This is a genomic window from Salipiger mucosus DSM 16094, assembly GCF_000442255.1.
Lineage (GTDB): Bacteria > Pseudomonadota > Alphaproteobacteria > Rhodobacterales > Rhodobacteraceae > Salipiger > Salipiger mucosus.
Genome location: NZ_KE557278.1, coordinates 14,165 through 34,747, shown reverse-complemented (window position 1 = coordinate 34,747; position 20,583 = coordinate 14,165). Strand labels below are relative to the sequence as shown.

Below are 20,583 nucleotides of genomic sequence, written 5' to 3'. Positions count from 1 at the left end.
GACAGCGAGCCGGATATCGCGCCCCACGGCGCTGCTCTCCGCCTCTGGCGCAGGAGACCCCGCGTCACACACCACGAGAGGCGCGAACACCGCCTCATCTCCGGCGCCCTCATCGGCCGGCAGGACAAGCTTGCCGTCCTTCGCCATGCGCCGCCACGCCGACAGCTGGTTCGGCTGGATACCGAACCGCGTTGCAACATCGTTCACCGTCATTCCCGGCTGGAGCGTCTCGGCGACTGCCTGCGCCTTCGCCTCATCCGGCCAGCGCCGGTGTCCGGACGCGTAGATCTCCACACCGAGCGATCTGAGAAACGCATTTGTAGCGCACATTGCGAACCGCACTCCCTAACTCACGATAAGGATGCTCTCGCATTCGCCGAAACATCGCGGAAGGTGACCGCGGGACAGCGCTTACGGTTTGCCTCTCGTTGTGCTTGAGCTGCATCCTCAAACGATTTCAGTGCAGAACGCCATGCTGAGACACTCGCTACATCTTCGGCATCTGAACGATACATACCGCCTTCGATCAACGCATATGTCATCGAAACGAACTGGGCTTCCACATCAAGATAATGAGGATCCGGCGCCTTGCCGATGTAGTCAAACCTTTGAAAAATAACGATTGCCCAGAGAAAACAAAGCAGCGCGACAGAGGCGACTGAAAGCGCAGTTGCCGCAAGCCAGAACTCTACCCGCCCAACTCCCGCAGTCGTCAACTGACGAGCCAGAACATCCGCGTTTTGGGCTACAGCTCCAAAACCGAAAGCCGCGAACGACAGAGCCGCGAGCGGTATCGCCGTCGACGACCGAACATTATCGCGACCAGCATCTTCGGCATCAAAGCGCTTCCGCGCCGCATCCAACTCAAACTCTAACCGGTCCATTGTTCAAGTTTGCAGCCACTCCGCGCGGGCTGCAACATATCGCTGCAGGCAGGGCTGGAAGTCACCCCTGCAGCGACTTCACCACCAGCTCGCCCTCTTGGCGTTCCTTCATCGCCATGACGGCCGCGTGGGATCCGGCGGCGGTCGTGAAGTAGGGGATCTTGTCGTAGAGCGCGACCGAGCGGATCTCGCGGCTGTCCTCGACGGCCGCGGCGCCCTCGGTGGTGTTCAGGACCAGCTGGATGCCGCCGTCCTTCATCAGGTCCACCACGTTCGGACGGCCCTCGTAGACCTTCTTCACGCGCTCGCAGGTCAGCCCCGCGCCCTCGAGGAAATCGGCCGTGCCGCCCGTCGCGATGAGCCGGAAGCCCAGGTCCGAGAGCACCCGCGCGGCCTCGAGCATGTCGTCGTTCTTGTCCGAGTCGCGGATCGAGAAGAACACCGCGCCCTCGGTCGGCAGGTGGGTGCCCGCGCCCATCTGCGCCTTGAGGAAGGCGCGCGGGAAGCTGCGGTCCCAGCCCATGACCTCGCCGGTCGAGCGCATCTCGGGCCCGAGGATCGTGTCCACGCCCGGGAAGCGGGCGAAGGGCAGCACCGCCTCCTTGACCGAGAACCAGGGCATGTCGGGGTCGGCCAGCGTCATCGGGTCAGCCATCGGCACGTCGGTGTCGTAGTCGATGTCCTCGGCGTGGCGCGGGCGCAGCGGGAAGGCCGAGAGATGCTCGCCCGCCATGATGCGCGCCGCGATGCTGGCAATGGCGCTGTCGGTCGCCTTGGCGACGAAGGGCACCGTGCGCGAGGCGCGCGGGTTGACCTCGATGAGGTAGACCACGCCGTCCTTGATCGCGAACTGCACGTTCATCAGGCCCACGACGTTCAGCGCCCTGGCCAGCGCCTCGGTCTGGCGCTTGATCTCCTCGATCACGCCCGCGCCCAGCGAATAGGGCGGCAGCGAGCAGGCGCTGTCGCCCGAGTGCACGCCGGCCTCCTCGATGTGCTGCATGATGCCCGCGACGTGCACCGCCTCGCCGTCGCAGAGCGCGTCCACGTCCAGCTCGACCGCGCCCGCGAGGTAGCTGTCCAGCAGCACCGGGCTGTCGCCCGAGACCACGACCGCCTCGTCGATGTAGCGCTTGAGGTGATCGAGATCGCGCACGATCTCCATCGCCCGGCCGCCCAGCACGTAGGAGGGACGGATCACCAGCGGGAAGCCGATCTCGGCCGCGATGTCCAGCGCCTGCTGCTCGGTGGAGGCGATGCCGTTCTTGGGCTGGCGCAGCCCGAGCTGGTTCACCAGCGCCTGGAACCGCTCGCGGTCCTCGGCGAGGTCGATGGCGTCCGGCGTGGTCCCGAGGATCGGGATGCCCTCGGCCTCGAGGTCGTTGGCCAGCTTCAGCGGCGTCTGGCCGCCGAACTGCACGATCACCCCGTGCAGCGTGCCGCGCTCCTGCTCGACGCGCAGGATCTCCATGACGTGCTCGAAGGTCAGCGGCTCGAAATACAGCCGGTCCGAGGTGTCGTAGTCGGTCGACACGGTCTCGGGGTTGCAGTTGATCATGATCGTCTCGTAGCCCGCGCCGGTCAGCGCGAAGCAGGCGTGACAGCAGCAGTAGTCGAACTCGATCCCCTGCCCGATCCGGTTCGGCCCGCCGCCGAGGATCACCACCTTCTTCTTGTCCGAGGGCCGCGCCTCGCATTCCACCTCGCCCATCATCGGGGTCTCGTAGGTGGAGTACATGTAGGGCGTCTGCGCCTCGAACTCGGCGGCGCAGGTGTCGATGCGCTTGAACACGGCGGTCACGCCAAGGCCGGTGCGGCGCTTGCGCACGTCCTTCTCGGAAAAGCCGGTCAGCCGCGACAGCCGCGCGTCGCTGAAGCCCATCATCTTGAGGGCGCGCATGCCCTCCTCGTCCTGCGGCAGGCCGCCGGCACGCACCTCGGCCTCGGCCTCGACGATCTCGCGGATGCGCGCGAGGAACCAGGGGTCGAAGCTGGTGACGCCGTGGATCTCGTCATCCGACAACCCGTGGCGCATCGCCTGCGCGACGGTGCGCAGCCGGTCGGGGGTCTGCGCGCTGATCGCCTTGATGACGGCGCTCTTCTCGGGCGCCACCGTCCAGGGATCGACCGACACGCCGGGGATCTCGATCTCGTCGAAGCCGGTCAGCCCGGACTCCATCGAGGCCAGCGCCTTCTGCATCGACTCGTGGATCGTGCGGCCGATGGACATGGCCTCGCCCACCGACTTCATGGCGGTCGTGAGGTAGGGCTCGGAGCCCGGGAACTTCTCGAAGGCGAACTTCGGGATCTTGGTGACGACGTAGTCGATGGTGGGCTCGAAGCTCGCCGGGGTCACCTTGGTGATGTCGTTGTCGAGCTCGTCCAGCGTGTAGCCGACGGCGAGCTTGGCGGCGATCTTGGCGATCGGGAAGCCGGTCGCCTTCGACGCCAGCGCCGAAGAGCGCGACACGCGCGGGTTCATTTCGATCACGACCATGCGGCCGTTGTCGGGATTCACCGCCCACTGCACGTTCGAGCCGCCGGTCTCGACCCCGATCTCGCGCAGCACGGCGATGCTGCCGTTGCGCATGATCTGGTATTCCTTGTCGGTCAGCGTCAGCGCCGGGGCCACGGTGATCGAGTCGCCGGTATGCACGCCCATCGGGTCCACGTTCTCGATGGCGCAGACGATGATCGCGTTGTCCGCCTTGTCGCGGACGACCTCCATCTCGTATTCCTTCCAGCCCAGCAGGCTCTCGTCCACGAGGATCTGGTTCACCGGCGAGGCATCCATGCCCGACCGGCAGTAGTACATGTAATCCTCGCGGTTGTAGGCCACGCCGCCGCCGGTGCCGCCCAGCGTGTAGGCCGGCCGGATGATCGCGGGCAGGCCGATGTGCTCGAGCGCCTCCAGCGCGGTCTGCACGCCGGCGTCGAGATCGACCTTGCCGGTCTCGTCCTTGGGCGCGGTCACGATGGTCGCGGCCGGGTTCTCGAGGCCGATCCGGTCCATTGCCTCGCGGAAGAGCGCGCGGTCCTCGGCCATCTCGATGGCCTCGCGGCGGGCACCGATCATCTCGACGCCGAACTTCTCGAGCACGCCCATTTCCTCGAGCTTGAGCGAGGTGTTCAGGCCGGTCTGGCCGCCCATCGTCGGCAGCAGCGCGTCGGGGCGTTCCTTCTCGATGATGCGGGCGACCACCTCGGGGGTGATGGGCTCGATATAGGTGGCGTCGGCGAGACCGGGGTCGGTCATGATCGTGGCCGGGTTCGAGTTCACCAGGATGACCCGGTATCCCTCTTCGCGCAGGGCCTTGCAGGCCTGGGCGCCGGAATAGTCGAACTCGCAGGCCTGCCCGATGATGATGGGCCCTGCTCCGATGATCATGATGGACTTGATATCGGTTCTCTTGGGCATCGACGGACCTCTTTTGCGCATGCGGATGCGGCACGCAGACTCGCATGCCGCAAATTCTCGCGCGTTATAGTGAAGCGCCTTGCCCGTGCAAGCCCTATCGGCGGTCACGCCGGAGACGGCGCCGCACCGGGCGCCGTCGGTGGATGCCGTCCGCGGCCCTACTGGGCGGCGTGCATCATGCGGTGGTCGTCATCCTCGTAGAGGTAGTCGCGCGACACCGGCACCGCGTACTGCTTGTGCGACAGCTGCATCTGGAAGACGCCCTGGAAGGTTTCCTCGAAGGCCGCCTCGCAGACCACGAGATAGAACCGCCACATGCGCACGAAGTTGTCGTCGTACATCTCGCGCACCTTGGGCAGCGCCGCCTCGAAGCGCTGGCGCCAGTGGTTCAGCGTCGGGCCGTAGTGCCCGCGCAGCACCTCGACGTCGGCGGCCCACATGTTCGTGCGCTCGACCGCCGCCGAGACCTCCGACAGGCTCGGCACGTAGCCACCGGGGAAGATATACTTGTCGATCCAGGCCGAGGTCGGCCCGGGCGGTGCGACATGCCCGATGGTGTGGATCAGCGCGATGCCGTCCTCGCTCAGCAGCGAATCGACCTTGTCGAAATACTCGCGCAGGTGCGGATAGCCCACGTGCTCGAGCATCCCCACGCTCACGATCCGGTCGAAACGCTCCTCCAGCAGGCGGTAGTCCATCAGCCGGAACTCGCACTTGTCGGCAAGCCCCGCCTCCTCGGCGCGGCGCCGTGCCGTGGCCAGCTGGTTCTCCGACAGCGTGACGCCGATGACCTGCGCGCCGAAATCGCGCGCCAGCGTCAGCGCCATGCCGCCCCAGCCGCAGCCGATGTCCAGCACGCGCTGGCCCGGCTCGATCCGCAGCTTGCGGGCGATATGCGCCTTCTTGGCCGACTGCGCCTGTTCGAGCGTGGCGTCGCGGTCGGCGAAATAGGCGCAGGAGTACTGCATGTCCTCGTCGAGGAAGAGCGCGTATAGCTCGTCCGAGATGTCGTAGTGATGCTGAACGTTCTTCTGCGAGCGCAGCGGGTTGTTGCGCTGCTCCACCCCGCGCAGCCAGCCGCGCAGCTTCTGCGCCGCCTCGAACCAGCCCGGCATGTGCCCCAGTTGCTGATTGCGGATCAGCAGCGCCACGAAATCGTAGAGCTTGTGCGGCGGCGTCTCGATCCGCCCGTCGGTATAGCCCTCGCCAAGCGCCAGCACCGGCCGCACGACCAGTTCACGAACGATGCTCGGCTCGGTGAGTTTCGCCTCGCCCAGCAGCCCGCCGCCGGGTCCGTAATCGCGTGTCGACCCGTCGGGCCATTCCAATCGCAGTCGTCCGGTGACAATCAGCCGCTGCAACATCCTGTGCAAAATCGTGTCCCACATGATCACACCCCCAATGGTGACCGGAGTTTCCTCTTTCAAATATTATAGAAACGCGTGATCCCGCGTTTTTGTTCCCAAAGGTTAACGCAGGACGCCTTTCGCGCCAAATCCGCGCGCGCGTCCCTTGACTTCCTCACGCATCGCCTGTGTATCGGCGCCTATCTTTCCGGCAGTTTCCAAAGGGCTTCCGTCATGCACGCCTACCGCAGCCATACCTGCGCAGACCTGACCAAAGAGAATGTCGGCGACACCGTCCGCCTCGCCGGCTGGGTGCATCGCATCCGCGACCACGGCGGCGTGCTCTTCGTGGACCTGCGCGACCACTATGGCATGACGCAGGTCCTGTGCGACTCCGACAGCCCTGTCTTCAACGAGGTCGACAAGGTCCGCGCCGAATGGTGCATCCGCATCGACGGCGTCGTGAAGGCCCGCGACCCCGAACTCATCAACCCGCGCCTGCCCACCGGCGAGATCGAGGTCTACATCCGCGATCTCGAGGTGCTGGGCGCCGCCGAAGAGCTGCCGCTCATGGTCTTCGGCGAGCAGGAATACCCCGAGGAGACGCGCCTGCGCTATCGCTACCTCGACCTGCGCCGCGAGGCGATGCAGCGCAACATGGCGCTGCGCTCCGACGTGGTGGCCTCGATCCGGCGCCGCATGTGGGGTCAGGACTTCCGCGAGTACCAGACGCCGATCATCACCGCGTCGAGCCCCGAGGGTGCCCGCGACTTCCTCGTGCCCTCGCGCCTGCACCCGGGCAAGTTCTACGCCCTGCCCCAGGCCCCGCAGCTCTTCAAGCAGCTCATCATGGTCTCGGGCTTCGACAAGTATTTCCAGATCGCGCCCTGCTTCCGCGACGAGGACCCGCGCGCCGACCGCTCGCCCACGGACTTCTACCAGCTCGACATGGAGATGTCCTTCGTCGAGCAGCAGGACGTCTTCGACACCATCCAGCCGGTGATCGAGGGGGTCTTCGAGGAATTCGGCGAAGGCGCCAAGGTCGACAAGCACTGGCCGCAGATCTCCTACGCGGACGCGGCGCTCTGGTACGGCACCGACAAGCCCGACCTGCGCAACCCGATCAAGATGCAGGTGGTCTCCGAGCACTTCCGCGGCTCGGGCTTCGCGATCTTCGCCAAGCTGCTCGAGCAGGAAGGCACCGAGATCCGCGCCATCCCCGCCCCCGGCGGCGGCTCGCGCAAGTTCTGCGACCGGATGAACTCCTTCGCCCAGCGCGAAGGCCTGCCGGGCATGGGCTACATCTTCTGGCGTGACGGCGAGAACGGCCTCGAGGCCGCCGGCCCGCTCGCCAAGAACATCGGCCCCGAGCGCACCGAGGCGATCCGCCAGCAGCTGGGTCTCGGCAAGGGCGACGCCGCCTTCTTCCTCGGCGGCAAGCCCGCCAGCTTCGAGCGCGTCGCCGCCAAGGCCCGCGTCGAGGTCGGCAACGAGCTGGGCCTGACCGAGCAGAACCGCTTCGCCTTCGCCTGGATCGTCGACTTCCCGATGTACGAGGCCGACGAGGAGACGGGCGAGATCGACTTCTCGCACAACCCCTTCTCGATGCCCCAGGGCGGCGCCGAGGCGCTGGAGGGCGACCCCCTCGAGGTCAAGGGCTACCAGTACGACCTCGCCTGCAACGGCTACGAGCTGGTCTCGGGCGCGATCCGGAACCACAAGCCCGAGATCATGTTCAAGGCCTTCGAGCTGGCCGGCTACGGCGAGGACGAGGTGCGCAAGCGCTTCGGCGGGCTGGAACGCGCCTTCCACTTCGGCGCCCCGCCGCACGGCGGCTGCGCGGCGGGCATCGACCGCATCGTGATGCTGCTGGCCGGCACCTCGAACATCCGCGAGGTCATCATGTTCCCGATGAACCAGCGCGCCGAGGACCTGATGATGCAGGCGCCCTCCGATCCGACCTCGGACCAGCTGATGGAACTCTCGCTGCGGGTCATCCCGCAGGAGTGATCGGCCCCGTCACCGCATGAAAAAGCCCGCGCTCCCCGCGCGGGCTTTCGCTTTTCCGGGCCGGGCCGCCTCAGTCCTCGAGGTGGTCCTCCTTCTTCTTCTCGACCAGCTTCAGCTCGCTGTTCTTTCGGTCGAGAAAGCGCTTGCCATAGGCGTCGTTCTGTTCTTCGCCGACGACCTTCTTGGCGCGGGCAAAGACCTCGTCCTCTTCCTCTTCCATGTGGTGCTCGTAGTCGTGCCGCAGCGTGTGGAAGCGATTCAGCCACCCGGGCGAGGCCATGTCCTTCTCGTTCAGCTCTTCCAGGATCTCGTCCATCTCGGCGTGCTCCTGCACCGAGTGGCGCGCGGTATCCTGGCCCCAGGTCTCCTGCATCAGGACCGAGTAGAACTCCTCCTCTTCCGCGGCCGAGTGAGATTTCACGTCGCGGTAGAACTCGGCCCAGGCCTGCTTCCGCTTCTCGCTGTCACCCTCGGTGTCGGCGATGGTCGCCAGCAGCGCGCGGTGATGCTCGTGGTCCTGGATGATGGCGTCGTAGATCGATGTCATGGGTTGCTCCGGATGGGAATGCCTTGGTCGCAGGCCAACGCCGCCCCGTGCGCCCGGGTTCCCGGCACCTTCCCGCCGAGCCGTTGGCGAGCACGGGGATGTGACGCTGCAACCCTGTGACGCCTGCGGCCGTTGGCTGTAAGCTTGTCGCACACTGGCAGAGGCAACTCACGATGGCCGACTTCGATCCGATCCTTGCCGAGATCCGTTTCGGCTGCGGCCTGTCCCCGACCGTGCCGCCCGCGCAGAGCGCCGAGGCCATGCTCGCCACGCTGGACAGTCCGGACACCGTGGCAAAGACCCATCCGATCGAGCCCTTCCCCGACTTCCTCTCGCGCATCACCGCCCGCCGCGAGCAGCAGAAGATCCGCAGCGCCAATCGCGGCACGGCCAAGGGCGAGGCCGCGCGCGAGCGCTCGCGCGAGATCAACATCGCGGCCCGAAAGGCCTCCGCCGTCTGGATGGCCCGCCACATCGCCCGCCGCATCGAGACCGAAGCGCCGTTTCGGGAAAGGCTCAGCTTCTTCTGGGCCGACCATTTCACCGCGATCGGCAAGGCCGGCGTCATTCGGCGTGGCACCTCGCCCTACATGCAGAGCGCGATCCGCCCCCATGTCGCCGGGCGCTTCGAGGACCTGCTCATCTCGGCTGTCACCCATCCGCTGATGCTGCACTACCTCGACCAGAACACCTCGGTCGGGCCGAATTCGCGGCTTGGCCGGCGCAGGCCCGATCGCGGCGTGAACGAGAACCTCGCCCGCGAGATCCTCGAGCTTCACACCCTCGGCGTCGACGGCCCTTATACCCAGGCCGACGTGCGGGAGCTGGCCGAGCTTTTGACAGGCCTCACCTTTCACCACACGGTCGGCCGCAGTTTCCGCAAGGATATCGCCGAACCCGGGGTCCAGACCGTGCTGCGGCGCGGATACGGCGGCGACGAGCCCCGCCTCGGTGACGTCAAGGACGCGCTGCGCGACCTCGCCCGTCATCCTGCCACCGCCCGGCACCTGGCGCACAAGCTGGCGGTGCATTTCGTCTCGGACCGCCCGGACCCCGACCTTGTGAAGGCGATCGAGACGGCCCTTCTCGACAGCGGCTGCGAACTGCGCCGCGGATATGCCGCCATGCTCGCCCACCCGGCCGCCTGGGACGACCGCCGGCCCAACGTCAAGCAACCCTTCGATTTCGTCTCCTCTGCGCTGCGCGCGCTCGCCGTGGCGCCAGAGGCCCTGACCGACCTGCGCGAGGGCGTCTTCCGGCTGCGGATCCAGCAGCCGATCCAGACCATGGGCCATGCCTGGCAACAGCCCGACGGCCCCGACGGACTGGACGAGGCCGACTCCGCCTGGATCACGCCGCAGGGCATCGCCACGCGGCTGCGCTGGGCCGTCACCGTACCGCAGTTCCTGCGCCGCGACCTGCCCGACCCGCGCGACTTCGTCACGCAGGCGCTGGGGCCGCGCGCCACGCCCGCCGTGCGCTTTGCCGCCGAGTCCGCCGAAAGCCGCGCCGATGGCGTCGGGCTCGTGCTGGCCTCTCCCGCCTTCCAGAGGATGTGACCGATGTCCCGTGATCTCTCGCGCCGCGCCTTCCTGACCCGCACCGCCGCCGTCGGCTGCTCGCTCGCGGCCAGCCCGCTGGTGACCCCTGTGACCTTCGCCGCCACGCCGGGCGAGAACCGGCTGGTGGTCATCATCCTGCGCGGCGCCATGGACGGGCTCGGCGCGGTGATGCCCCACGGCGACCCCGCCTGGGCCGGGCTGCGCGGCCGGCCCGACTTCGACGCCAAGGACGGACCGACAGATCTCGACGGCTTCTTCGCCCTGAACGGCGCGCTGGCGCCGCTGCTGCCGCTCTGGCGACAGGGCGAGCTGAGCGTCGCCCATGCCGTCTCGACGCCCTACCGCGACAAGCGCAGCCACTTCGACGGGCAGGACCTGCTCGAAGCGGGCATCGCCGACCTCAGCCAGGGGCTCAGCCGCGACGGCTGGCTGAACCGCATGCTCTCGCACTATCCCGGCGTGGGGACCGAGACCGCTTATGCGGTGGGCCGCGACTCGCTCTCGATCCTCTCGGGCGACGGCCCCCGTCTCGCGCTGGACGCCCGAGGCCGATCTCGCGCTCAGCCCCCAGGCCCTGCGCCTGGCCGAGCTCGTCATGCAGGACGACCCCGCCTTCGCCTCGGCCCTGACGCAGGCGCTGGCCATCTCCGAGGCCGATGGCGACCCGGTGGCCGCCGAGATGGCGCCGGGCGAGATGATGGCCGCGATGCGCGATGACATCCGCGGCGGCTCGGCCCAGAAGCGGGTTGCGGAGTTCGCCGCCGAGCGCCTTGGGGGCGCATCGCGCATCGCCGCCTTCTCGATCAACGGCTGGGACACCCACGACAACCAGGACCGTTCCCTGGGCCGGGCGCTCGGGCGACTCTCGGACACGATCCTCACGCTGCGCGACGGCATGGGTCCGCAGGCCTGGGGCAAGACGGCAGTGGTCGCCATGACCGAGTTCGGCCGGACCGTACGGATTAACGGTACGTCCGGTACGGATCACGGCACCGGCGGCGCGATGATCATGGCCGGCGGCGCGATCCGCGGGGGCCGTGTGGTCAGTGACTGGCCCGGCCTTGCCGAGGCCGATCTCTATGCCCGCCGCGACCTGATGCCCACGCGCGACCTGCGCGCCCACGCGGGCTGGCTCATCCGCGGGCTTTTCGGGCTGGATACCAAGGTGATCGAGCGCGACATCTTCCCGGGCCTCGACCTTGGCCCGGACCCGCGCCTGCTGCTCTGAGGGTGGCTCAGATCGCCACGCGGTCGGCCAGTCGATCCTGCACCAGCCCCGCCACGCGGGCGATGTCGGATTTCACCGGCCGCCCCTCGGCCCGCGCCTCGGCCAGCTGCTCTGCCGCGCCCGCCAGCACGCCGTCGCCCGCGCTCTGCGCCACGCCGCGCAGGAACTGCGTCACGTAGTCCAGCATCCGCTCGTCGCCGTCGTCGCCCAGCACGTCGGCGGCATGGGCCATGTCGTCGCGGTAGGCCAGCGGATCGGGCCGCACCATCTCCTCCGAGACCATGCGCGGGCCCAGCGGGCGCCTCTCTTCGGGCAGGTGACGCAGCACCTCCGCCTGGAAGGCTGCGACGCTCTCGACCGGCTTGGGAAGGAACCCGTCCGCCCCGGCGGCAAAGGCCACGTCCTCGGCAAAGGCATCGCCGCTGGTGCCCAGGATCACCGAGACCCGCGGCGCGGCGACCGAAAGGTCCGAAATCAGCTCGGCCCCGGACCCGTCGGGCAGCCCGAGGTCGACCACCGCGACCGTGGGCCGGTAGACCTGCAGATGCCTGCGGGCGGACACGAGACAGTCGGCCCGCCGGATGCGCGCCCCGCTGCGCAGGCACAGGAGGCGCATGGCGTCACAGGCAAAGCGGCTGTCCTCCACCACCAGAACGGTCATGCCCAGAAGCGGCCGGGTGGCGGTGGGCCGGGGCACCGGGTCGAATCCATCCGAGTCGGTCATCGCATCCTCCTTCAGCGTATATTGGACAATCCCGCGTCAACGCTAATGCGCGGTTAATGGCCGCGCCCCGCTTGCGCAGACCGCGGCCCGCGCGGCATAAGCGGCCCAGACCGCAAGAGGAGAGCGAGACATGATCGGCCGCCTGAACCACGTCGCCATTGCCGTGCCCGACCTCGAGGCCGCCTCGGCGCAGTACCGCGACACGCTGGGCGCCAAGGTGGGCGCACCGCAGGACGAGCCCGACCACGGCGTGACCGTCGTCTTCATCGAGCTGCCGAACACCAAGATCGAGCTGCTCTACCCGCTGGGCGAGGGCTCGCCGATCCAGGGCTTCCTCGACAAGAACCCGTCGGGCGGCATCCACCATGTCTGCTACGAGGTCGACGACATCCTCGCCGCCCGCGACCACCTCAAGGCGCAGGGCGCCCGCGTGCTGGGCGACGGCGAGCCCAAGATCGGCGCCCACGGCAAGCCGGTGCTCTTCCTGCATCCAAAGGATTTCCAGGGCACGCTGGTCGAGCTGGAACAGGTCTGAGTACCCGCCATGACCATTACCTCCGCCATCGTGCTCTTCGCGGTCATCTGGTTCCTGACCTTCCTGATCGTGATCCCCTTCCGCCTCGAGACGCAGGGCGACAGGGGCGAGATCGTCGAAGGCACGCATGCCAGCAGCCCCGAAGTGCACAACCTCAAGCGCAAGGCCTGGATCACCACCGCCATCTCGGCGGTGCTCTGGATCGTCATCTCGGCCACCATCCTGTCGGGCGCGATCACCGTGCGCGACATCGACCGCTGGATGTTCGACCGGATGGACCCGCCGGGCGCCCGCCAACAGCCCTGAGGGCTCAGGCGGGCGCGCGCCGCGCCTGTAGCCGGTGGAACACGTGGGTGAAGGTCGCCGCTCCCAGGATCGGGACCACGAGGTTCAGCAGCGGCACCGTCAGCGGCACGGCCATGAGCACGCCCGCCGCCCAGATCGTCACCATGTGCCGGCGGCGCAGCAGTGCCGCCTGCTCGCGCCCCACGCGCCGGATCGCGGCAAGCGTGAAGTACTCGCGGCCCAGCAGAAAGCCGTTCAGCCCCCAGAAGATGAAGGGCGCCAGCGGCGCGAAGGCGAGATAGAGCGCCAGCGCCACGATGTTGGCGACGATCAGCACGCCCAGGAAACCCAGCGAATCCTTGATGTTGACCATCAGCGACGGATCCTGCGCCGGGGGCAGCGCCGGGTAGTGCCGGTCCTCGACCGCCTGTGCCACGTCGTCGAGGAAGATGCCCGTGATCGCCGAGGCCACCGGCACCATCAGGAAGACCGAGAGCAGCAGCATCAGCGGCACGGCGCCCCAGCTGATCGCGTCGTCGACCCAGCTGACGGTGCCGATCCAGGGCAGCGTGACGCTGTCGCCCAGCATCCAGCCCACGCCCTGCACGAAGGCCACGTAGACCGCGACGAAGATCGCCACCGTGATCCCCAGCCCCTTGAGCAGCACGCTGCGGAAGCGCGGGTCGCCGACCTGCCCCAGTGCCGCGAAGAAAGCGGACAGGATCATGTCTCGACCCACTCGACGATGGCATCGAGATCCGGGCGCGGCCGCTCGGGCGGGGCGATGGTCTCGGTCCCGATATGGACAAAGCCCACGACACGCTCGGTCGGGCGCAGGCCCAGGACCTCCTCGCCGAAAGCGCGGTCATGCGCCGCCCAGCCCGAAAGCCAGTTGCCGCCCCAGCCCGCGGCCAGCGCGGCGTTGAGCAGCGACAGACAGACTGCCCCGGCGGAGTAGGTCTGTTCGATCGGCGGAATCTTGGGGCTCTCGCGCTGCGATTCGATCACCGCCACGCAGAGCGGGCTCTCGTCGAACTGGCGGCGCGCCTTGGCGGCACTGTCGGCGTCCATCGCCTGTGCCGCGGTCCGGCCGGCCACCTCGCCCGCCAGCCGCTCGAGCGCCGGACGCTCGAACACGATGAACCGCCAGGGCTCCATCTTGCCATGATCGGGCGTGCGCGCGGCCGCCGTCAGCAACTCGTGCAGGGCGTCGCGGTCGGGCGCCGGCGACGACAGCGTCTTGGCCGGGCGGGAGCGTCGGCTCAGCAGGAAATCAAGGGCTTCGGGGTTGCGGGCCGGCATGCACGTCTCCTTGTGGTTCCATCCCTATCTCTGCCCTGCCGCGCCGGGTTTCAAGCGCCCGCGTTGCCCGGTGCGCGCCCCGCTGCTAAGCCGCGCCATGCCCAAGCCCGACCTGCGCCACCTCGCCCGCCCCGGAGACACGATCACCCTGCGCGTGACACCCCGCGCCGGGCGCAACGAGATCCGCGAGGAGGAGGGCCGCCTCTCGGTCCGCGTCACCGCCCCGCCCGAGGACGGCAAGGCCAATGCCGCCGTGGTCAAGCTGCTGTCGAAGGCGCTCGGCGTGCCGAAATCGCGGCTCACGCTGGTGCGCGGCGCCACGTCGCGCGACAAGGTCTTCCGGGTCGAGGAATGAGCGCCTGCCCGCCTCAGTCCGGCCGGCGGGTATAGACGCCCTCGGGCAGGCTGATCGCGGCCGCGAGGTCGCGCATCTGGGTCATGGACATGGTGATCTTCTGCACGCTGTCGGTGCGCGGATCGTACTGCTCGACGGTGACGCAATCCTCGAAGGTCGAGACGATCACGTCTTCCTGCAGGTACTGGCTGCCCTCGTCCACGAGGGTCACGACGGTGGCGTCGAATTCGTGCTCGATGCTGAACATGACAGCAGACTAGCCCAAGGCGCACCGCCTGCCCACCCCTGCCGGGTGGCGGCAGGACGCCAAATCCGCGCGGGGCACTGGCAGGCGCGGGCGCCAATCCCTATGCTCGGCCCGACACGACCCGGAAAGCTGCCCCCATGCGCCTGCTCCTGCCCACTCTCCTGCTGCTCCTGGCCGCCTGCGAGATCGCCCCCGTCACCACCGGCCCGCGCGAGGGCCCGGCGATCACCGCGCCGCAGGGCGTGTCGCAGGACCGCGCGGAGCGCGCCGCGCTGCAGTTCGTGCAGGTGGCCGAAACGATCGAGCCCGTGGCCGAGGCGCAGTGCCGCCGCCTCGCCCCCCGCGCCAACTGCGATTACCTCATCGTGGTCGACGACCGCCCGAACCAGGCGCCGAACGCCTTCCAGACGCTCGACCGCTCCGGCCGGCCCATCGTGGCCTTCAACCTGCCTCTGATCCTGTCGGTCGAAAACGCCGACGAGCTGGCCTTCTTCATGGGGCACGAGGCCTCGCACCACATCCTCGGCCACCTGGACCGCATCCAGGAGGATGCCGCCGTGGGCGCGATCATCTTCTCGGGCATCGCCGCAATGTCCGGCGCCGACGAGGCAAGCGTGCGCTCGGCCGAGCGCTTCGGGGCCTCGGTGGGGGCGCGCACCTACTCGAAGGATTACGAGCTCGAGGCCGACCAGCTGGGCACGATCATCACGCTGCGCAGCGGCTACGACCCGATTCGCGGCGCCGAGTTCTTCATGCACATCCCCGATCCGGGCAACCGGTTCCTCGGCTCGCACCCGCCCAACGGCGCCCGGATCGAGGTCGTTCGCCGCACCGTGGCCGGGTACTGAGGTCCCGGCAGCCCCCTGTTGACCTGAATCAAGGCATCCGCCCCGCCCCGGCTGCTAGCCTCCGTCGCATCGACAGGACAGCCAGCCGGGAGGACACCCCATGCCGGGACGGAACGACCTCAAGCGCCATGCCCAACTCGTGGACGACATGGCGACCACGCTCGGCCTCGATCTCGAAGAGGCCGCGATGCGCGGCAAGCTCGCGATCTCGCAGATCGAGGATGCGGTGCTGAGCTGCACGATGTGCACGCAGCCCGAGACCTGCGCCCGCTGGCTGGCCAGTCGGCCGAAGGAACCTGACACGGCACCGACCTACTGCCGCAACACCACGCTCTTCGAAGACCTGCGCCGGACGTGACCGACCGCGATCGCAGGACAAGGGAGGCAGACATGCTCGACAACGCACGGATCACGCCCCTGGGCGACCGAACCGAACACTACTGGCTGGTGCAGCGCATGGCCCGTGCCAACGGCACCGATCTCGTCGCCGCCATGGAGGCCGGCGTCCTCGACCAGGAGGCCTGGGCGGGCATGGTCGAACGCTGCCGCGGCTGCGCCTGGGCCGACGGCTGCCACCGCTGGCTGGACCGCCCCGGCGATGCGCTGCGCGACACGCCCGAGGGCTGCGAGAACCGGGCGCGATTCGCGACCCTCATGGCCCGCCTGCAGGAGGAGTAGCAGCGCCATGGCACAGACGCTCGGAGATCCTGCGCGGCATTTCTGGATGACGCGCAGCGTGGCCCGCGTGATGGGCCTCAACCTGCTCGACGCCATGCATGACGGGCAGCTCGACCCCAAGGACTATGCCGAGATGGTGACCTGCTGCCGCGGCTGCGCCCTGGTCGAGGCCTGCGAGTCCTGGCTCGGCGCCCAGAGTCGCCCGGCCGCCGCTCCGCCGCCGGGCTGCTGCAACGCGACGCGGCTCATGGCCCTGCGCAAGGCGCGCTGAGCCTCCGGGGCGGCAGGGGCGGCATCTCCGCCCCGGCCCCCTGCCCGCGGGGAGCGTCAGTCGGTGCGCAGGCTGCGGGCCGATTCCTTGATCTCGTCGTACTGTCCGCCCTTGCGGAAGCGCCACAGGTATTCCGGCAGCACCGCCTCCATCGAGGCCGGCTCGAAGCCCAGCGTCTCGAATCCGCGTGCGCCCTCGGACACCACGTTGTCGTGCCGCAGGTTGATGACCTGGTCGCTGGTGATCTGCGCCGGCACCAGGCCGCCGGTCAGCCGCGACACCGTTTCGAACACGCGCCCCATGACCGAGGCGATGCCGAAGGGGATGTTCACCAGCAGCCGGCGGCGGCGGATGATCTCCAGCATCTGGCTGATCAGCTCGCGGAAGGTGTCGACATCGGGACCGCCCAGCTCGTAGGTGCCGCCCGCGGCCTCGCCGGTCACGCCCATGACGGCGGCGCGCGCCACGTCGTCGACATAGACCGGCTGGAACTTCGTCTCGGCGCCCACCAGCGGCAGCACCGGGCCCATACGCGACATGCCGGCGAAGCGGTTGAAGAACTGGTCCTCGACGCCGAACATAACCGAGGGCCGCAGGATCATCGCATCGGGCATGTGCTTGAGCACCGCCTCCTCGCCCAGCGCCTTGGTGCGGGCATAGCCGCTTTCGCTGTCGCGGTCGGCGCCGATGGCCGAGATGTGGACCATCCGCTCGACCCCCTCGGCGGCGGCCAGGCGCGCCACCCGCTCGGCGCCCTCGGCCTGCACGGCGTCGAAGTTGTTCTTCCCCTTGGCATCGAAGGTGCCGATGCAGTTCACCACCGCGTCGGCGCCCCGCATCACGTCGCGCACCGAGCCCTCGTGGCGGATGTTGCAGATGACCGGCTCGACCTGGCCCACCACGCCGTAGGGCCGCACGAAGATCGCCTCGTTCGGGCGCCGCACGGCCACGCGGACGCGCCAGCCCAGCTTCGCCATGCGCAGGGCGATGTAGCGGCCCAGGAATCCGGAGCCTCCATAGATGGTGACGAGTTTGCTCATTTGCCTTGCTCCCGATGCGAGGTTCCGGGTCTCTGAATATCGGCCGAACCGCTCTCGGGCAAGGTGGTGCGACGCCGCGCGAAAAACCTGAAAAAGTGCGTTGACACCATCTGGCGGGGCGCGTAAACGCCTGCCTCACACCACCTGTGCCCAGGTGGCGGAATTGGTAGACGCGCTGGTTTCAGGTACCAGTGGCCGAAAGGCCGTGGAGGTTCGAGTCCTCTCCTGGGCACCACTAATCCCACCTTACAAACTACGTAAAATCAATGCGTTAGGGGCCTTTGGGCCTGAGTTAAGGTGTCACAAGAGGTGTCGCCGTCATGTCCATCGTGCTGTTCAAAGCCGGGGCTTGCGTCTTGATGGCCAACTTCATCGAGCAAAAGAAGAACAGCGACGTGTACTACTTCCGTCGCCGCATCCCTGATGACGTTGCGCACTGCTATCCCGGCAAGAAGGTTCAGATCCGCTGTTCGCTGAAGACCCGCGATCCGAAGGTGGCCGCGAAGAAGGCGCACAAGCTCGCGCTTCAGCAAGATGCCCTCTGGAAAGCCGTCCGCGAAGGCAAGGTGACTGATGGCCCCGATGTGGTCAGAGCGGCCATGGAGGTCCTGTCCAAGCACGGCCTCCTGTTCCTTCAGCGCCCCGATGATCAGCTCTTCGCTGAACCTTGATCGCTTCATTGTCCGTCTCCTCGTTGGAGCGGACTCTACCTCAAACTGGAGGAAGAAACGGGGCTCAGGTCATCGAGAGCTTCAATGCCAGACTCCGGCACGAGCTGCTCGACGGCGAGATCTTCTATTCTCTGAGAGAAGCGCAGATCCTGATCGAACGATGGCGACGCCACTACAACACCATTCCCCAACACAGTGCCGTGGGCTACCGACCACCGGCCCCGGAAACCACCATCCCGATGGACCACAGCCCCATCATGCACTAACTTTCAAACCGGACCACTCAAGTGGGGCAGATCAACCCTGCACGAGGAATTCGGCGACGGGATCATGTCGGCCATCGACTTCGATCTCGGGCTCGAGCGCCAGGAAGATGCCAAAGGGCGACCGCGTGCGGATCACGATGAGCGGCGAGTTCCTGCCCGACAAGTACCACAGCATCTCGATCTCGGACGACGTGCAGAAGCTCGGCACCAAGGCGACCTGATCCGAAACGACAGTGCACTCCGACGCAGCCAGCCCCCATGCACAATGGGGGCCGGCGCGCCGGAGAGCAGACCCGCAGCCAGCCTGGCCCCGGCCCCAGAGGCCGGTCAGGCCACCGAACAGAGCCGCAGCGCGTCGTAGACCGCCGCGTGGATGTTTCGCGAGGCAAGCGCGTCGCCGATGCGGTGCAGCTCGTAGCCCGCGCGCGCCCGCGGCTGGGGCTTCAGGTCGCGCAGCGCGTGCTGGTCGGTCACGCCGTCGTTGCCCGACGCGCCACGCAGCTCCTCGAAGAGATCGTCCATCGGGATCGTGCCCATCTCGACGACCACCTGGTCGACCACGCGCTCCGTGGTCTCGTGCGTGAGCTCGTTCATCACCGAGGCGCGCAGGCGGTTGCCCTCGCGCGCCACCCCGGTCAGCCGCATGTTCCCCTCGGGGCACAGCCCCGACTTGGCGAACTCCTTGAGCCAGCGCGTGGATTCCGGGTAGGCGAGGTCCTGTCCGATGGTCACGTCGATGCCCGTGAGCTGGACTTCGGCGCCCGCCTCCTGCGCGATCTGCGTGGCCAGCAGCGCGGGGTGGCGGCCGGTGTTGTCCCAGACCAGCACCTCGCCCTCGGGCTTCACCTGCCGGCCGACGATGTCCCAGGCCGAGAGCGCGAGCTCGGCGCCCGGGCCGAAATCGGTTTGCGGGATGCCGCCCGTGGCGAGCAGTACGAGGTCGGGCTCGATCTCGGCGAGGTCCGATGCATCGACGAAGCGGTTGCACTCGACCTGCACGCCCAGGATCTCGAGCTCGGAGAGGCGCCAGTCGATGGCGCCCACCAGGTCGCGCCGCCATTGCTGCGCGGCCAGCAGCACCTGCCCGCCCGGCTGCGGCGCGGCCTCGAAGATGCGCACCTCGTGGCCCCGTTCGGCCAGCACGCGTGCCGCCTCCAGCCCGGCCGGACCGGCGCCCACGACCACGGCGCGGCGCGGCGTTTCGGCCCGCGCGATGGCGTGGCCGACGGTCAGCTCGCGCCCGGTGGCGGCGTTGTGCAGGCACTTGGGCCGCTGCGGCCCTTGGCAATGACCCGCACCGAGGCAGGGGCGCACGCGGTGATCCTCGCCGCGCATGAGCTTGGCGGCCATGTGCGGGTCGGCGATCTGCGGGCGGGTGAGCCCGGCCATGTCGACATGCCCTTCCGAGACCGCGAAACGCGCGGAGGCGAGATCCGAGAGCCGCGCCGCGTGGAAGACCGGCAGCCCGATCTCGCGCTTGAAGCGACCCACGGCGCCCACCCAGGGCGCGGCGGGCGTGCCCATGCCGGGGAAGACCTCCTCCGAGAGCGACCGCGAGGTGTCCATCGAGCCGAAGAGCGCGTTGAAGAAGTCGACCGCCCCCTCGCGTTCGAGGATCTGGGCCGCGGCGATGCAGTCCTCGGGCGTGAGTTCGCCGTCGATGCCCTCGTCCACGACATAGCGCATGCCCACGATGAACCCGTCCGAGACGTTGCGGCGGATCTCGTCGTGCACCATCAGCGCGAAACGGATGCGGTTCTCCAGCGAGCCGCCGAACCGGTCGCTGCGGTGATTGGTCTTGGGCGAGAGGAACTGCCCGATGATGTGTCCCGAGGCCAGCGTCTCGATCCCGTCGAGGCCGCCCTCCTCGCAGCGCCGCGCCGCCTGGCCATAGGCCTTCACCACGCGGGCGATGTCGTGCTCGTCCATCTCGCGCGGGATGGCGCGGTGCAGCGTCTCGCGGATGGGCGACGGGCCGATTGCGGGGAGGTAATCGCCGACGTAGGGATCGCCCCGCCGGCCGAGGTGGGTGATCTGGCACATCAGCGCCGCGCCCTGCGTGTGCATCCGCTCGGAGAAGCGCTGGAAGTGCGGGATGATCGCGTCGGTGCCGACGTTGAGTTGCTGGAAGATGTTGGGGCTGTCGATGTCCACGTTGGACGAGCCGCCGAACATCGACAGACCGATGCCGCCCTTCGCCTTCTCCTCGTGGTAGGCCTGGTAGGCCTCCTGCGGGAAGCCGTCCTTTTCCAGCCCGCAGGCGTGCGAGGTCGACAGGAAGCGGTTGCGCAGCGTCAGTCCCTTGATCGTCAGGGGCTGCAGCAGCGGGTCGCGGACGGGGCTCTGGTCGGTCATGGCAAGACTCT

21 protein-coding genes, 1 tRNA gene and 2 pseudogenes are annotated in these 20,583 nt (G+C 68.1%); 13 read left to right on the top strand and 11 right to left on the bottom strand.

From position 1 onward, the window contains the following. From SALMUC_RS15775 to SALMUC_RS15765, 4 genes are all read right to left on the bottom strand, one after another. The coding region (locus SALMUC_RS15775; protein ID WP_245584648.1) for a transposase at positions 1-294 on the bottom strand (294 nt) is incomplete at its 3' end. A 56-nt stretch (positions 295-350) separates the two neighbouring features. Continuing rightward, entirely contained in the window at positions 351-884 is a 534-nt protein-coding gene (locus SALMUC_RS29940; protein ID WP_156883538.1) for a hypothetical protein, read from the bottom strand. Positions 885-945: 61 nt separating this feature from the next. After that, positions 946-4,302: a carbamoyl-phosphate synthase large subunit gene (carB, locus tag SALMUC_RS15770; RefSeq protein ID WP_020042821.1), complete on the bottom strand. Its 3,357-nt coding sequence runs from the start codon at positions 4,300-4,302 to the stop codon at positions 946-948. Positions 4,303-4,460: 158 nt separating this feature from the next. Further along, the gene (locus SALMUC_RS15765) at positions 4,461-5,690 is read right to left on the bottom strand and encodes an SAM-dependent methyltransferase (protein WP_037372070.1); all 1,230 of its coding nucleotides are present in this window, start codon (positions 5,688-5,690) and stop codon (positions 4,461-4,463) included. Between the two features lie 192 nt (positions 5,691-5,882). On the opposite strand from SALMUC_RS15765, the gene aspS reads away from it, so the two are divergent. Beyond that, complete coding sequence (gene aspS, locus SALMUC_RS15760; RefSeq protein WP_020042819.1) at positions 5,883-7,658, top strand: aspartate--tRNA ligase; 1,776 nt, start codon at positions 5,883-5,885, stop codon at positions 7,656-7,658. A 70-nt stretch (positions 7,659-7,728) separates the two neighbouring features. Here aspS and SALMUC_RS15755 read toward each other — a convergent pair whose 3' ends face one another. Then, a complete protein-coding gene (locus tag SALMUC_RS15755) occupies positions 7,729-8,205 on the bottom strand; it encodes a hemerythrin domain-containing protein (protein ID WP_020042818.1) in 477 nt (158 codons plus the stop codon). Positions 8,206-8,378: 173 nt separating this feature from the next. On the opposite strand from SALMUC_RS15755, the gene SALMUC_RS15750 reads away from it, so the two are divergent. Together SALMUC_RS15750 and SALMUC_RS31860 are read left to right on the top strand one after the other, a co-directional pair. Then, positions 8,379-9,764, top strand: coding sequence for a DUF1800 domain-containing protein (locus SALMUC_RS15750; RefSeq protein WP_020042817.1), 1,386 nt, complete (start codon positions 8,379-8,381; stop codon positions 9,762-9,764). Between the two features lie 3 nt (positions 9,765-9,767). Further along, positions 9,768-10,995 (top strand): annotated as a pseudogene (locus SALMUC_RS31860) (DUF1501 domain-containing protein). Positions 10,996-11,002: 7 nt separating this feature from the next. Here SALMUC_RS31860 and SALMUC_RS15740 read toward each other — a convergent pair. Continuing rightward, complete coding sequence (locus SALMUC_RS15740; protein ID WP_020042816.1) at positions 11,003-11,719, bottom strand: response regulator; 717 nt, start codon at positions 11,717-11,719, stop codon at positions 11,003-11,005. Between the two features lie 130 nt (positions 11,720-11,849). Between SALMUC_RS15740 and mce the strand changes: the two genes are divergently transcribed. Next, positions 11,850-12,254, top strand: coding sequence for a methylmalonyl-CoA epimerase (gene mce, locus SALMUC_RS15735; RefSeq protein ID WP_020042815.1), 405 nt, complete (start codon positions 11,850-11,852; stop codon positions 12,252-12,254). A 9-nt stretch (positions 12,255-12,263) separates the two neighbouring features. Beyond that, positions 12,264-12,560, top strand: coding sequence for a DUF1467 family protein (locus SALMUC_RS15730; protein ID WP_020042814.1), 297 nt, complete (start codon positions 12,264-12,266; stop codon positions 12,558-12,560). 4 nt (positions 12,561-12,564) lie between these two features. On the opposite strand, the gene SALMUC_RS15725 is transcribed toward SALMUC_RS15730, so the two are convergent. Both SALMUC_RS15725 and SALMUC_RS15720 read right to left on the bottom strand, forming a co-directional pair. Next, entirely contained in the window at positions 12,565-13,266 is a 702-nt protein-coding gene (locus SALMUC_RS15725; protein WP_020042813.1) for an EI24 domain-containing protein, read from the bottom strand. After that, positions 13,263-13,841: a nitroreductase family protein gene (locus tag SALMUC_RS15720; protein WP_020042812.1), complete on the bottom strand. Its 579-nt coding sequence runs from the start codon at positions 13,839-13,841 to the stop codon at positions 13,263-13,265. Before SALMUC_RS15720 ends, SALMUC_RS15725 begins: the two co-directional genes overlap by 4 nt. A gap of 97 nt (positions 13,842-13,938) precedes the next feature. Here SALMUC_RS15720 and SALMUC_RS15715 point away from each other — a divergent pair, with 97 nt between their 5' ends. Continuing rightward, the gene (locus SALMUC_RS15715; RefSeq protein WP_021120497.1) at positions 13,939-14,196 is read left to right on the top strand and encodes a DUF167 domain-containing protein; all 258 of its coding nucleotides are present in this window, start codon (positions 13,939-13,941) and stop codon (positions 14,194-14,196) included. 13 nt (positions 14,197-14,209) lie between these two features. On the opposite strand, the gene SALMUC_RS15710 is transcribed toward SALMUC_RS15715, so the two are convergent. Then, positions 14,210-14,443: a hypothetical protein gene (locus tag SALMUC_RS15710; protein ID WP_020042810.1), complete on the bottom strand. Its 234-nt coding sequence runs from the start codon at positions 14,441-14,443 to the stop codon at positions 14,210-14,212. 137 nt (positions 14,444-14,580) lie between these two features. Between SALMUC_RS15710 and SALMUC_RS15705 the strand changes: the two genes are divergently transcribed. The 4 genes from SALMUC_RS15705 (at position 14,581) to SALMUC_RS15690 (ending at position 16,240) form a co-directional block, all read left to right on the top strand. Then, on the top strand, positions 14,581-15,291 hold the full coding sequence (locus SALMUC_RS15705) for a M48 family metallopeptidase (protein ID WP_020042809.1): 711 nt from the start codon (positions 14,581-14,583) through the stop codon (positions 15,289-15,291). A 100-nt stretch (positions 15,292-15,391) separates the two neighbouring features. After that, a complete protein-coding gene (locus SALMUC_RS15700) occupies positions 15,392-15,649 on the top strand; it encodes a DUF6455 family protein (RefSeq protein ID WP_020042808.1) in 258 nt (85 codons plus the stop codon). A gap of 32 nt (positions 15,650-15,681) precedes the next feature. Continuing rightward, positions 15,682-15,969, top strand: coding sequence for a DUF6455 family protein (locus tag SALMUC_RS15695; RefSeq protein WP_020042807.1), 288 nt, complete (start codon positions 15,682-15,684; stop codon positions 15,967-15,969). A 7-nt stretch (positions 15,970-15,976) separates the two neighbouring features. Next, positions 15,977-16,240, top strand: a complete 264-nt coding sequence (locus SALMUC_RS15690) for a DUF6455 family protein (protein WP_020042806.1) — start codon at positions 15,977-15,979, stop codon at positions 16,238-16,240. A 56-nt stretch (positions 16,241-16,296) separates the two neighbouring features. Here the strand turns inward: SALMUC_RS15690 and SALMUC_RS15685 are convergent, their stop codons facing one another. Further along, positions 16,297-17,280: a complex I NDUFA9 subunit family protein gene (locus SALMUC_RS15685; RefSeq protein ID WP_020042805.1), complete on the bottom strand. Its 984-nt coding sequence runs from the start codon at positions 17,278-17,280 to the stop codon at positions 16,297-16,299. 148 nt (positions 17,281-17,428) lie between these two features. On the opposite strand from SALMUC_RS15685, the gene SALMUC_RS15680 reads away from it, so the two are divergent. The 3 genes and pseudogenes from SALMUC_RS15680 to SALMUC_RS29035 form a co-directional block, all read left to right on the top strand. After that, positions 17,429-17,515, top strand: a tRNA-Leu gene (locus SALMUC_RS15680). Between the two features lie 85 nt (positions 17,516-17,600). Next, positions 17,601-17,951 carry a DUF6538 domain-containing protein gene (locus SALMUC_RS15675; RefSeq protein WP_020042804.1) on the top strand — a complete coding sequence of 117 codons (351 nt, stop codon included), beginning with the start codon at positions 17,601-17,603 and terminating at the stop codon, positions 17,949-17,951. A 74-nt stretch (positions 17,952-18,025) separates the two neighbouring features. Beyond that, positions 18,026-18,217, top strand: a pseudogene (locus tag SALMUC_RS29035) (integrase core domain-containing protein); the annotation flags it as partial. 327 nt (positions 18,218-18,544) lie between these two features. On the opposite strand, the gene SALMUC_RS15670 reads toward SALMUC_RS29035, so the two are convergent. Continuing rightward, complete coding sequence (locus SALMUC_RS15670; protein ID WP_020042802.1) at positions 18,545-20,572, bottom strand: NADH:flavin oxidoreductase; 2,028 nt, start codon at positions 20,570-20,572, stop codon at positions 18,545-18,547. Positions 20,573-20,583 lie beyond the last annotated feature (11 nt).

What these genes read in the sequence shown, in the direction of transcription:
- SALMUC_RS29940 (WP_156883538.1), bottom strand. Translation starts at nt 884, where the DNA reads ATGGACCGGTTAGAGTTTGAGTTGGATGCGGCGCGGAAGCGCTTTGAT.
- carB (WP_020042821.1), bottom strand. Translation starts at nt 4,302, where the DNA reads ATGCCCAAGAGAACCGATATCAAGTCCATCATGATCATCGGAGCAGGG.
- SALMUC_RS15765 (WP_037372070.1), bottom strand. Translation starts at nt 5,690, where the DNA reads ATGTGGGACACGATTTTGCACAGGATGTTGCAGCGGCTGATTGTCACC.
- aspS (WP_020042819.1), top strand. Translation starts at nt 5,883, where the DNA reads ATGCACGCCTACCGCAGCCATACCTGCGCAGACCTGACCAAAGAGAAT.
- SALMUC_RS15755 (WP_020042818.1), bottom strand. Translation starts at nt 8,205, where the DNA reads ATGACATCGATCTACGACGCCATCATCCAGGACCACGAGCATCACCGC.
- SALMUC_RS15750 (WP_020042817.1), top strand. Translation starts at nt 8,379, where the DNA reads ATGGCCGACTTCGATCCGATCCTTGCCGAGATCCGTTTCGGCTGCGGC.
- SALMUC_RS15740 (WP_020042816.1), bottom strand. Translation starts at nt 11,719, where the DNA reads ATGACCGACTCGGATGGATTCGACCCGGTGCCCCGGCCCACCGCCACC.
- mce (WP_020042815.1), top strand. Translation starts at nt 11,850, where the DNA reads ATGATCGGCCGCCTGAACCACGTCGCCATTGCCGTGCCCGACCTCGAG.
- SALMUC_RS15730 (WP_020042814.1), top strand. Translation starts at nt 12,264, where the DNA reads ATGACCATTACCTCCGCCATCGTGCTCTTCGCGGTCATCTGGTTCCTG.
- SALMUC_RS15725 (WP_020042813.1), bottom strand. Translation starts at nt 13,266, where the DNA reads ATGATCCTGTCCGCTTTCTTCGCGGCACTGGGGCAGGTCGGCGACCCG.
- SALMUC_RS15720 (WP_020042812.1), bottom strand. Translation starts at nt 13,841, where the DNA reads ATGCCGGCCCGCAACCCCGAAGCCCTTGATTTCCTGCTGAGCCGACGC.
- SALMUC_RS15715 (WP_021120497.1), top strand. Translation starts at nt 13,939, where the DNA reads ATGCCCAAGCCCGACCTGCGCCACCTCGCCCGCCCCGGAGACACGATC.
- SALMUC_RS15710 (WP_020042810.1), bottom strand. Translation starts at nt 14,443, where the DNA reads ATGTTCAGCATCGAGCACGAATTCGACGCCACCGTCGTGACCCTCGTG.
- SALMUC_RS15705 (WP_020042809.1), top strand. Translation starts at nt 14,581, where the DNA reads ATGCGCCTGCTCCTGCCCACTCTCCTGCTGCTCCTGGCCGCCTGCGAG.
- SALMUC_RS15700 (WP_020042808.1), top strand. Translation starts at nt 15,392, where the DNA reads ATGCCGGGACGGAACGACCTCAAGCGCCATGCCCAACTCGTGGACGAC.
- SALMUC_RS15695 (WP_020042807.1), top strand. Translation starts at nt 15,682, where the DNA reads ATGCTCGACAACGCACGGATCACGCCCCTGGGCGACCGAACCGAACAC.
- SALMUC_RS15690 (WP_020042806.1), top strand. Translation starts at nt 15,977, where the DNA reads ATGGCACAGACGCTCGGAGATCCTGCGCGGCATTTCTGGATGACGCGC.
- SALMUC_RS15685 (WP_020042805.1), bottom strand. Translation starts at nt 17,280, where the DNA reads ATGAGCAAACTCGTCACCATCTATGGAGGCTCCGGATTCCTGGGCCGC.
- SALMUC_RS15675 (WP_020042804.1), top strand. Translation starts at nt 17,601, where the DNA reads ATGTCCATCGTGCTGTTCAAAGCCGGGGCTTGCGTCTTGATGGCCAAC.
- SALMUC_RS15670 (WP_020042802.1), bottom strand. Translation starts at nt 20,572, where the DNA reads ATGACCGACCAGAGCCCCGTCCGCGACCCGCTGCTGCAGCCCCTGACG.